General features: G+C 41.5%; 10 protein-coding genes. 3 read left to right on the forward strand and 7 right to left on the reverse strand.

Annotation, left to right across the window (positions count from 1 at the left end; genetic code table 11):
* Window positions 1-9: 9 nt before the first annotated feature.
* On the reverse strand, window positions 10-744 hold the full coding sequence (locus HPE56_RS16295) for a TerB family tellurite resistance protein (protein ID WP_188244807.1): 735 nt from the start codon (window positions 742-744) through the stop codon (window positions 10-12).
* Between the two features lie 133 nt (window positions 745-877).
* Between HPE56_RS16295 and HPE56_RS16300 the strand changes: the two genes are divergently transcribed.
* From HPE56_RS16300 to HPE56_RS16310, 3 genes are all read left to right on the forward strand, one after another.
* A complete protein-coding gene (locus tag HPE56_RS16300) occupies window positions 878-1,288 on the forward strand; it encodes a BrxA/BrxB family bacilliredoxin (protein WP_109648305.1) in 411 nt (136 codons plus the stop codon).
* A gap of 105 nt (window positions 1,289-1,393) precedes the next feature.
* Window positions 1,394-2,131, forward strand: a complete 738-nt coding sequence (locus HPE56_RS16305; protein WP_188244808.1) for a lysophospholipid acyltransferase family protein — start codon at window positions 1,394-1,396, stop codon at window positions 2,129-2,131.
* Window positions 2,128-2,790: an HD domain-containing protein gene (locus HPE56_RS16310; protein WP_188244809.1), complete on the forward strand. Its 663-nt coding sequence runs from the start codon at window positions 2,128-2,130 to the stop codon at window positions 2,788-2,790. Before HPE56_RS16305 ends, HPE56_RS16310 begins: the two co-directional genes overlap by 4 nt.
* A gap of 43 nt (window positions 2,791-2,833) precedes the next feature.
* Here the strand turns inward: HPE56_RS16310 and HPE56_RS16315 are convergent, their stop codons facing one another.
* From HPE56_RS16315 to HPE56_RS16340, 6 genes are all read right to left on the reverse strand, one after another.
* On the reverse strand, window positions 2,834-3,907 hold the full coding sequence (locus HPE56_RS16315; RefSeq protein WP_188244810.1) for a PA0069 family radical SAM protein: 1,074 nt from the start codon (window positions 3,905-3,907) through the stop codon (window positions 2,834-2,836).
* A 797-nt stretch (window positions 3,908-4,704) separates the two neighbouring features.
* On the reverse strand, window positions 4,705-6,261 hold the full coding sequence (locus tag HPE56_RS16320; protein ID WP_188244811.1) for a hypothetical protein: 1,557 nt from the start codon (window positions 6,259-6,261) through the stop codon (window positions 4,705-4,707).
* A 20-nt stretch (window positions 6,262-6,281) separates the two neighbouring features.
* Window positions 6,282-7,064 (reverse strand): enoyl-CoA hydratase/isomerase family protein, encoded by a 783-nt coding sequence (locus HPE56_RS16325; protein ID WP_188244812.1) that lies wholly within the window; start codon window positions 7,062-7,064, stop codon window positions 6,282-6,284.
* A gap of 13 nt (window positions 7,065-7,077) precedes the next feature.
* Window positions 7,078-8,502 (reverse strand): sensor histidine kinase, encoded by a 1,425-nt coding sequence (locus HPE56_RS16330; protein ID WP_188244841.1) that lies wholly within the window; start codon window positions 8,500-8,502, stop codon window positions 7,078-7,080.
* A gap of 182 nt (window positions 8,503-8,684) precedes the next feature.
* Window positions 8,685-9,233 carry a CopD family protein gene (locus HPE56_RS16335; RefSeq protein ID WP_188244813.1) on the reverse strand — a complete coding sequence of 183 codons (549 nt, stop codon included), beginning with the start codon at window positions 9,231-9,233 and terminating at the stop codon, window positions 8,685-8,687.
* Between the two features lie 3 nt (window positions 9,234-9,236).
* Entirely contained in the window at window positions 9,237-12,362 is a 3,126-nt protein-coding gene (locus HPE56_RS16340; protein WP_188244814.1) for a WD40/YVTN/BNR-like repeat-containing protein, read from the reverse strand.
* Between the last annotated feature and the right edge of the window lie 2 nt (window positions 12,363-12,364).

The following is a 12,364-nucleotide window of genomic DNA, read 5'->3' on the forward strand; positions in this document are numbered from 1 at the left end:
CGATTGATTTTAGATTATACCCCTTTCTTGTTGTATTATTTCATAGGCTTTCTGCACCTCCTTGAACTTCTCTTCGGCACCTTTTTTAATGGCTTCATTCTCTGTGTTTACCCTATCGGGATGGTATTTTTTTGCCATGGTCCGGTATGCTTTTTTAATTTCGTCATTGGTCGCCGTTTTATCGATTTCAAGAATTTTATACGCGTTGTCACCAGATTTGATGAACATGGCCATAATACTCTCAAAGTCGCGCATGGCTACCTTTAGATAACCCGCAATCTCCCGTATTTTGTTCACCTCAGGATTACGGATCACCCCATCTGCCTGGGCAATCCCGAACAAGAAGTGCAACAATTGCAGCCGTACTTCATAACGGGTCCTTTGATTTAGATAGGTACATATGCGTTGTGCCGAGATTTCATGCTTCTTATTGATGTCATTAAAAGTCCTGAAAATAGCATTGGCCTTTTCCTTCCCGTAGTTGGCCACAAAATATTGGCGCACATAATCCAACTCACGTTGGTTTACGGAACCATCCGCTTTGATAACAATAGAGCAAAGGGAAAGTAAGTTCAATTCAAAATCGGCAGGCGATACCTGCTGACGCGTCATATCACTGAAAACGGTACTGGATTTACCCCCTCCGCTTAGACCATCGATAAAACTGCCAAATAAAAATCCTAAAATCGCTCCGGAAAAACCTCTAATGGCAAAACCGACTACGGCTGCTAACCATTTAATCATATCAATTCTTAATTTTTGCCAAAGATATGATAATACCGAGTAAAACAAGTGGTAACGAAAAGTTAAGTAATCCAGAGTACTACGACAAATTAGTTATCTTTGACCACTTTTATAAATCAATAAAAAGCAAAATATGTATCCAGCAGAATTGGTAAAACCTATGAGAGACGACTTGGCTAATGCCGGGTTTGAAGAATTGTTTACAGCCGATGCGGTTGAAAGCGCCATTAAGAAAGAAGGTACAACTTTGGTGGTTGTAAATTCGGTTTGCGGTTGTGCTGCGGCCAATGCACGACCTGCTGCCAAGATAAGTTTAATGAACGATAAGAAACCGGATCATTGCGTAACTGTATTTGCCGGTGTTGATACGGAAGCTGTAAATGCCGCACGGAATCTTATGATTCCATTTCCTCCATCATCACCAAGTATTGCCCTTTTCAAGGATGGTGAATTGGTTCATATGGTGGAACGCCATCATATTGAAGGTAGGCCTGCAGAACTCATAGCCGAGAATTTGACAGAAGCCTATAACGAATTTTGTTAAAAGCCCAACCCTTTTTAAGGAGTTGAATCAGGTAATCACAACAAAAAATTGCAAAAAGACCTGTCAGGTTTTGAAAACTCGGCAGGTCTCCTTTATTTTTGTGACATGCAAAAGATTTTGGCATATCCGCTCACCATTATTTATTTCCTCTTTTTTGGATTGGCACTTGCGGTGTTCCATCCCATCCAATGGATTTGTTTCAACGTGTTTGGTTACAATGCCCATAAGGCAAGTGTTAGCCTCCTCAATTTATGCTTGTTGCGTTGCACCCATTTCTTGGGGACTACCTATAAATTCAACAATCCTTATCAAATTCCGACAGACCGGCCCTTGATTATCGTATCGAACCATCAAAGCATGAACGATATACCACCGATTATTTGGTTCATGAGGAAATTCCATCCCAAATTTGTGAGTAAGATCGAACTGGGCAAAGGCATTCCCAGTGTTTCCTATAACCTCAGGCATGGAGGCTCTGTTTTGATTGATAGAAAGGATAGCAAACAGGCCTTGGTTCAAATTGCCAAACTGGGCAAATACATTGAAAAGCACAATCGAAGCGCTGTGATTTTCCCGGAAGGAACCAGAAGCAGAAATGGCGAGCCTAAAAAATTCCAACCGACCGGTCTGAAGATTTTAATGAAAAATGCACCATCCGCACTGATTGTCCCTTTGAGTATCAACAATTCCTGGAAAATGCTCCGCTATGGCAAATTCCCATATGGCATAGGCAACCATCTCACTTTTGATGTTCATGAACCTATTGAAAACCATAGTGATTTTGATGCGTTGTTCACCCTTGTCGAAGAAAGGGTTAAATCCGGCATACATCCTCCACAATGAAAGAACCTGAAACCATCACAAAGACCATTGCTTTTGTAAAAGAGACCTTGAAAGAAGCTGAAGGAGGGCACGACTGGTTTCACATACAACGGGTGTATAAAAACGCCAAACAAATTGCGAAGGATGAGGATGTTGATTTGCTTGTGGTATCCCTAGGGGCCTTGTTGCACGATATTGCCGACGCAAAATTCCATGATGGGGATGAATCCATAGGGCCGAAAATTGCCCAAGCGTTTTTGGAATCAATCGCTGTTGACGATAAAACCATAACCCATGTCGTAAACATCATCAATAATATTTCGTTTAAAAACAGTCTGTCAAAGGATGGGAATACGAAGTTCAATTCCAAAGAACTACAGATTATCCAAGATGCAGACCGACTCGATGCCCTAGGGGCCATCGGGATTGCACGGGCCTTTAATTATGGCGGATTCAAGAATCGGGAATTATACAATCCTGATATTGCCCCCAATTTGAATATGACGAAGGAAGAATACAAAAAATCAAATGCTCCGACCATAAACCATTTCTACGAAAAATTATTATTGCTAAAAGATAAGATGAACACCCCAATGGGCATCAAAATGGCCGAGGAGAGACACGATTTTATGCTCAACTACCTAGAGCAGTTTTACCGGGAATGGAATGGTGAATCGTAACCACCCATTAACATTCTTACAGTAAACCAAGATAACTTTCCCTTCAAAACAACTTCAATTGTCCTTTTTTATACTGTTCATGAAGTCCTTTGTTCAATTTTGGCAACTCCTTATCCTTAAAATAAGTACGTCTTGCCAATCGTAACATATCGTGAATATGAAAGGCTATTTTACCTTCTCCCTTGCTGCGCATACCAAACCGACTATCATTTAAGGTTCCACCATGACACGATTTGATTTGGGCCAGTACCTTATCGGCCTTATGGGGTAATGCCTTATAGATCCAATCCGTGAAAACTTGGCCTATGGCCCCATTTAGACGTACAATAGTATACCCAAAGGACAAAGCTCCATTATCAGAAACCGCCTTGGCCAAATTGATAATTTCATGACTATTTATTCCTGGAATGATCGGAGCCAACATGGCATTTACGGGGATTCCATTTTTCGAAAGCAGTCGAATCGTCTCCAATCGTTTCTTAATGGTTGTCGTACGTGGTTCCAATATGCTTCGGGTTTCTTCTGAAAGTGAGGTTACCGATATATTCACCGCTACCAATCCATCCTTGGCCAACTCCCTTAGGATATCCAGGTCTCGCAAAACCAATGCATTCTTGGTAATAATCCCTACAGGATGTTTGTATTTCAAAAACACCTTAAGGCATTCTCTGGTTAGTCCAAATTTCTTCTCAGCTGGCTGGTAGCAGTCCGTATTCCCGGAAAGTACGATGGTTTCGGCCTTCCATCCCTTACTTTTCAATTTTTCCTCTAAAAGTGTGGGTGCCTCTTTCTTGACCAAGATTTGCTGCTCAAAATCCAAGCCCGCCCCATAACCCCAAAATTCATGGGTATTTCGGGCATAACAGTAAATACAACCGTGTTCACAGCCTTGGTACGGGTTTAGCGAATAATCCATTCCCACATCCGGACTCGTAACTTTATTCACAATGGTTTTCGGGAAAATAGGCGTATAGCTGGTTCTTTGTTGATGGGCCTCCTCCCCCTCAACACGACAAAATTCCAGGAAATCATCCCGGGTTTCATGACTGAACTGTGAAAATTTGTTGGGCACATAGGCCTGTGCGCCTCTTCCTTTACGATAGTTTGAATCTTTCAAATTAGGATTTATTCCAAATTTATGGATTATTTCCTTTTTTTAAATGATCATAATTGTTAAATATGCGGTTTTTTCCAGACCATCCACCAAGCGAGTGTCATGACGTATTTCAAGATGTAATACTAAAACAAGAAAATCTACAGGTGGTCATCAGGATGTGATTTCTCCTTTCCGTCGAAATGACTGTAATAACCATATATCACCCCACCACAATTCTTGGCGAACCACTGGCTACTGGCTACTGGCTACTGGCTTCTGGCTACTGGCTTCTGGCTTCTGGCTACTGGCTACTGGCTACTGGCTACTGGCTATAATATTCTTGATTCGAGTTGACCCATTTAATTAACCAATTATTCATTGTTAATTGTTCACTGACAACTGATTACGGCCTTCTGTTCACTGTTTACTGACCACTGACCACTGGCTACTGGCTACTGGCTTCTGGCTACTGGCTATTGGCTATTGGCTATTGGCTATAATATTCTTAATTCGAATTGACCCGTTTAATTAACCAATTGTTAATTGTTCACTGACAACTGATTACGGCCTTCTGTTCAATGCATACTGTTCACTGTTTACTGACCACTGGCTACTGGCTAATGGCTACTGGCTACTGGCTACTGGCTACTGGCTAATAGCTATGAATATTCTTGATTCGAGTTGACCCATTTAATTAACCAATTATTCATTGTTAATTGTTCACTGACAACTGATTACGGCCTTCTGTTCACTGCATACTGTTCACTGTTTACTGACCACTGGCAACTGGCTAATGGCTAATGGCTACTGATCACGGATTACTTGATGAGCACCCTTACCAATTGTTTTTTATTACCTCTCTTGGCATAGAAGATAATTTGGTTGTCCTGGGTATTAAACAAGGGTTTGGATACCATTAATGGCAAACGGGCTTCCTTATCATCAATAAGTTTTTTATAACTAATATGCCCCTCTGTATCCAATTTAATGACAAATACATTCCTGTTTCTGCTCAATCCCTGTTTAAAAAGTAATCGATCACCTGGCAATAATTGCGGATTTTCCGCTGCCGTACTAATGAAAAAGTAGGTGTTGCCATCTTTCGTATAAGAACTATAAGAGGCATAGGCACCATCACCCTGGGTCACCTCCGCCTTGTTGATGTTCCGCGCCCATAACATATCGCCATCCGCACTCAGTTTGGCACTTACAATATCGTTATGGTGGTATCGGGTCACCTTAAGTCTGCCCCCGCTGGAATTTGCCTGAACACTTGTGGTTATAAAATATTCCTCAGCATTGAAATAGATTGTACCATCATTGGACACATTTACATTTTTAAATACCAAATCCTTGATTTCCTTATCCTCTTCGCGCCCAAACTTATCGACCATAAACTGTTCGGAAAACGGACTATATTTCGTCGTGTTTACCTCCAATGTATTTGGATTAATATTGAAATAAGCCAAACCATTGTATCTGTTATCCTTCCTATTGGCATAAAAACCAACACAAAGCAATTCATCGCCCTTCATCACCGGAATCAAGGCTTCTGAAAATTTTCCAGGTCCATCAAATGTTTGCGTCTGGGCACCACTGTGGGACACCTTTATCAATTCATATTGAAACCTGCGATCTTTGGCCAAAAACCTTTTCTTCTTAAAATAAGCCTTGCCTATGATATAGGCTTCTTGCAAATCCTTTGAAAAAGCGACATTCTCAAAAGCGTAATTCTTTTCCTCTACCTCAGCGGAGAAATCATGTTCAACCACTTTTTGCAAGCTGGCATTGAACAAGTAAATAAAATGTTTATTGGTCTTTCCCTTTTTAAAATGGGTACTGATCACAAAGGCATTCTTTTTGTCATTGAACAAAACAGAGGTGGTAAACCCGGAAGAGAAATTTCGGTTATAATAATTTTTATCCAGGGGATTGGATACTTCCTGAGATTGAACGGTCAACAACGTTTCCTTCGTAAAATTCATCTCCGAAAGCGGACTGCGGTGCACCGAATATTCATAAGCCAAAGTATTATAATCATAATCAAGGAAAATCAGATAAATCTGTCCATTGGCCACATAACCGTCTACCAAATTTGCATTCTTGAGTTTATAATTATACTCATTGATCAACTGCATATTGGCATCGTAATGTTCTATCAAATATCCTTTTGGTTTTAGGATTACCCCAGTATAATAGGATCTTACCAGGAACGTACCTCCTTTACCATCATTGGAGATGGTCAAAAGGTTTGAATATTTATACCTGTCGTTATATTTCTCGCCGATTGAAAAATCGAGGGGGATTTCCTGGGCCACAACCGTACAGGAAGCTATAAAAAGAATGAATAGGGATGTGTATTTTCGAAAATTCATGAGTAGGATTTTTAGGATTTTCATTTACCGGGGAAATCAGCTTTTCGCTTTTCTAAAAACGCACTGGTACCTTCCTTAAAGTCGGCTGTACCAAAGCATTCACCAAAGGCCTCTTTTTCCGTGGCATATCCATTTACATTATTGTTAAAACAATCATTTATCGCTTTTATTGCGTAACCAATGGCAACAGGGGAATTATTCGATATCCTGTCAGCCAATTGCATGCAAAGCCCCATAAGTCCTTCTTGTGGCACCACATGGTTGACCAACCCGTAATCCAAAGCCCTCTGGGCGTCGATCATGCCTGCGGTCATGATCATTTCCATGGCCCTTCCCTTACCCACCAAACGAGGCAAACGCTGGGTGCCCCCATAGCCGGGAATGACTCCCAATGACACCTCTGGAAGGCCCATCTTAGCGTTTTCACTAGCCACCCTAAAATGACAGGCCATCGCCAATTCGAGTCCACCCCCCAATGCAAAACCATTTACGGCGGCAATAACGGGTTTGGAAAGGTTCTCGACAAAATCAAAAAGAATTTCCTGCCCCTTGGTAGCCAATTTTTTTCCCTCCTTTTTTGAAAAACCCGAAAACTCGGCGATATCCGCACCAGCGACGAAAGCCTTTTCCCCGCTTCCCGTGATAATGATAACCCGCACTTTCTTGTTCTTTTCAAGTTTTTTGAAAGCCCCATGTAGGTCTTTTATGGTATTCTTATTGAGGGCATTTAATTTGTTGGGACGATTAATGGTGATCGTAGCCGTACTGCCTTCGATATTCACCAAAATGTTCTGATACTCCATATGAATGTTGTTTCTATTGATTCTTTGGAATTTGGTTTTTAGGGAAGATTACGGTAAAAACGGTTCCTTTCCCAGGCCGGGATGTAACGGTTATGTTACCGCTATAAGTTTCCACTATATTCTTAACCATGCCTAATCCGAGTCCCATACCGCTGGACTTGGTTGTGAATTTTGGTTCAAAAATCTTATCGGTCATATCATCGGCGATCCCAATACCGTTGTCCGCTACAGAAATCTTTACGTTCTCCCCTTCAGAAGCCACTGTTACCAAGATCTTGGGTGATGGTTGGTTGACCAGTGCTTGGGTAGCGTTCTTTACCAGATTAGTGACCACCCTGATGAGTTGGGTCCTATCAAATTTGGCAATGATTTCCTTTTCATCACAAATAAAGTGTATATAGGGTTCGTTGAAAATATCCAATGCCAAACGAACTATATTCACAACTTCCAAAGTTTCATTCTGCTGGGCAGGCATTTTGGCAAAATTGGAAAAAGCCGAGGCAATACTACTCATGGTATCAATTTGCTGTATCAGTGTATTCGAATACTCCGCGACTTTCTTTTTAATATCGGGGTCGGAAGGATCAAATTTACGTTCAAAACTTTGAACACTCAACCGCATAGGCGTCAATGGATTCTTGATTTCATGGGCTACTTGCTTGGCCATTTCCCGCCAAGCTTGCTCGCGCTCGCCTCTCGCCAATTTTACCGCGCTGAGCTCCAGTTCATCGATCATGGCATTGTAAGCGGCCACCAATTTCCCGATCTCGGTACCTGAGTCATCAATAATGATTTTCTTATTACGCTTGGTCAGATCGGTCTTGAACATCATATCAGAGACCGTATGAAGGGACCGTGTAATATATTTAGTGATAAAGTAGGCCAACCCTATGGCAATCAATAGCATTAAAAAGTACACCCATCCCAATCGAATCAACGAATCACGCAATTCCATGTCGTTTAGGGCATTGTTCTCATAATACGGTAGGTTTAATATACCAATAGGTTTAAATTTATTGTCGTTGATATAGGTGTACGATGCTTGATACTTATCCCCAGCGGCAGAATTCTTTTCCAAATACCGCCGCGTAACACTCATTGCCAGGTTATTGAGCACCTCGGTATCCAAGCAATTGGATTGCGGGTCAATTTCAAAACGAGGCCTCGAGCTTTTTATCAATTGACCTTCCAAATCATAGATATTGAAAGGTGCATTCAGCACATCGGCAATTTGATAGATTTCATCCTTAAAAATAAGATGTAGATTTTCCGTAGTAAGTGGATATGTCGTTTTTTGAAGCGTGTACCGAACACTCTGTTTTACCTGTTCTTCCTTCCGTTCCAAGCGGTGCGCATGATAATCCTTTAAGGTTTGGCGATATTGATAGATGGTTACCCCAGAAATTAATATAGATGCAATCAGCACCAATAAAATCATGGTGGCGAATATTCTTGAACGTAGGGAGATATTTCTAACCAAGTCGCTGTAATTTGTCCATAAAGATAGCAAATATCAAGCCATTATCAGTCCCAATGAAACAGGAGGGTTTGGCCACTTTTCAAAACCATCGTATAGAAATCGACCATCAGTCTTTAACGCATATTCCAATGGACTTTGGACTACGCCCTTGGATTTTTCTGCTGAATGCGTCGATAAAGACGAATACCCAACATCAGCAAAATACCCAGCACCATAATACCGATGACTCCGAAAATCCAGTTGAAGGCACTTTTTAAGATGACCAAGAAAACCACGGCAAACAATATCAGGGTAGCGCCCTCATTCCATATACGCATAAACCGAGAGGTATATTTTACTTCATCTCGCTGTAATTGCTTATATATCTGGTGGCATTTTAAATGATAGAGTATCAAAAGTACCACAAAAAGCAATTTCACATGCATCCAAGGTTGCTGCAACCAAATCGGCTGTAAAACCAGTAGCCAAACAGCAAAAACAGTACACAATATTGCCGATGGCCATGTAATGATTTTCCATAAACGCTTGGTCATCAATTTCAACTGATCGGTCAGGATCTCCTTATCCGGGGATGGTTTTTTTGATGCTTCGATATGATATATGAACAAACGGGGAATATAGAACAGCCCTGCAAACCAGGTTACCACAAATATCAGATGCAACGCTTTTATATAATTGTAATATTCCATTTGTTATTCTATTTGTATTGCTCCTATACCAGAATCCCAAAGCTTTTTATTGAATTCCGGAATACGCGTTTTTATAAGTTGTTCCGCTTCTTTGTCCAATACCTTCCATTGTGCATCAAGTTCAGCTTTACGCGTTATTGAAGATTGATTCACCCTTGGAATACCACTATTGGTGGCATCGATCAAAAATAAGTACTCCGCTGTAAATTTATTGGGAAAATTTTCAACATCATCATAAGCTTTGGACTTTCTTTGAATCATTTTTTTATCCCAAGCATCCAATGCATCAAGTAGTCCTTGTCCTTCATTTTTTAAGGTTTCATTCTTCAAGCTTTTTAAGACGGACTTCAATTGTTGTTGGGTTTTATAAAGACCATTCAATGTATTGTGCATGACGGTCAATTTCTGCTCCATTTCGGTCATGATTTCATCATACTCCTTATACTGACCCTCTTTTGTTTCATAAGTAGGCATTTCTATGATATTCCCCACGGTTGAGACGACCTCATCACCCATATTCAATTTTAAAGTGTACTTACCTGGTGATGCCTTATGCCCCCTAAATCCGGCCTCAATATATACGTCCGGTATTCCTGGAAGGGAAGGGTATTGCATATTCCAAACAAAACGGTTCAATCCCTCCTTTTTATCCATTATAGGATCCGCAGAAGGTCCGCCCCCATTATAGGTAATTGCATTTTCGTCCTTTTTGGAACTAAAGCTACGTACCAATCGATTCTGGGCATCAAAAATATCCATAGAAATATGGGTGCTATCTGCCAATTTTGGAAGCTCATAATAGATGACCATGCCATTGGCGGGATTTACCCCATTAAAAGCATCGGTACCTTTAAATTTTGTGGTATTACGACTCATTGGACTTCCCCAATACCCGTTCAAGGCATCACTGGGTTGAAGCAATTTCAATCCGTTTTTTGAAGATTGATGTTGTTGTAAGACATTCAAATCATCCAAGATCCAAAAGGCCCGCCCAGAAGTAGCCACAATTAGATTCCCTTGATGCACTTTTAAATCGGTGATGGGCGTTTTTGGTAAATTCAATTGCAAGGCCTCCCATGATTTACCATCATTCCAAGATACGTACATTCCTTTCTCTGTCCCTGCATAAAGCAACCCTTTACGAACAGCATCTTCCCTTACTACCCTAGTAAAGGCACCATAAGGTATCCCTGTACTGATATCCGTCCAACTTTTACCGTAATCCGTTGTTTTATAGATAGCTGGATTATAATCATTGAATTTATACCGAGTGGTAGCAATATAGGCCGTAGCTGGATCGTGGGGCGAAACTTCAATAGCATTCACCAAGCACTCTTTTAAGCCCTTTGGGGTAACATTCTGCCAAGAAACCCCATTATTCCTTGTTACCTGTACAAAACCATCATCACTGCCGGTCCAAAACACCCCTTTTTCATGGGGAGATTCTATCATATAAGCTATGGTCCCATAATTCTCGGCACCTACGGCCTCATTGGTATAAGGGCCTCCACCATTGCCTTGTTTGTCATCTATATTGCGCGTAAGATCTGGGGACATTTCCTCCCAAGTAACACCCATATCACGTGTACGAAGTACCAATTGGGCACAATGGTAAAAGGTATTGGGTTCATGTTGTGATCTTATAATCGGTGCATTCCAATTATACAGGTATTTCATATTTCTTGCTTCCCTTCCCAAATACTGGATAGGCGCTGCCATAATCTGGGTAGAAGCTTTGGATTCCATATCCAATGCCTCAATGGTTCCCAAATAACTTCCGCCTAGAACATAGCGTGGATTATTGGGGTCAAAGGCTAAAAATGCACTCTCCCCACCCGCAGCATAGGTCCAATCCTGCTCTGTAATGCCCCTTCTTCCCAAAGAAAGACTAGCGATTTTCACAGAGGTGTTGTCTTGCTGTCCGGCATAAATATTATAGGGGAACAGATTATCAACGCTTATTCTATAAAATTGGGCTGTTGGCATATTATCTTGTGTGGACCATGTTTTGCCATAATTAAAACTGATTGCAGCCCCACCATCATTGGCAATGACCATGTTTTTTGAGTTATTCGGATTGATCCATAGGTCATGATAATCGCCATGTGTACCCGATAAGGTCTCCCAAGACTTACCACCGTCTATTGATCGCAAGGCCGGAGCACTCAAAACATAAACGGTATTCTCATCGTTGGGATCCGTAAACACTTCGGTATAATACCAAGCCCGTTGGGTCAATCGATTATCACCACTAACCCTACCCCAGCTTTCACCGGCATTATTGGAAACGAACAACCCGCCTTTATCCTCATTGGAATCACTTTCGATAAGCGCATACACTTTATTAGAATTGGCTGGACTAACAGAAATTGCCATTTTACCTTTTTCCTCGGGTAAGCCTTTTTCGATTTTCGACCAACTTTCCCCACCATTCATGGATTTATACACACCACTGCCTTCACCTCCGCTGATCACGATATTGGGTTTACGCTGATGGTGCCACATGGTGGCGTACATAATTTCAGGATAGTTGGCATCCATAGACAGTTCTGAACACCCTGTTAATTCATTGACGAACAAGGTGTTTTTCCAAGTCTTTCCCCCGTCAACGGACTTATATATCCCTCGCTCCTTATTAGGACCATAGAGTGCTCCTTGGGCCGCCACATAAACAATGTCTGGATTTGTAGGGTGAATTACAATCCGGGCAATATGTTGGGTTGCCTGCAATCCCAATTCTGTCCATGTCTTCCCTGCATCGGTCGATTTAAATACCCCATCACCATAGGAGGTCATAACCCCCCTTGGGGCATGTTCCCCCATACCACAATAAACAATATTGGGGTTGGAAGCCGACACGGCTACCGCACCTACGGAACCCATTTCGAAAAATCCATCGGAAATATTGTCCCATTGTTGCCCTGCATCGGTGGTTTTCCATAGACCACCACCAGTCGTACCCATATAATAGGTTAAGGGGTCACCTACAACACCTGTTGCCGTAACCGACCTACCGCCACGAAAGGGCCCGATATTTCGATATTTCAAAGGTTTAAAATACTCTTCCGCCTTTTGGGCAATTCCAAGTGTCGTGCTAAGTGTTAGTACTATTAAAAGTAACTTTTTCATGT

The sequence above is a fragment of the Maribacter aquimaris genome, from assembly GCF_014596745.1.
GTDB classification, from domain to species: Bacteria; Bacteroidota; Bacteroidia; order Flavobacteriales; family Flavobacteriaceae; genus Maribacter_A; species Maribacter_A aquimaris.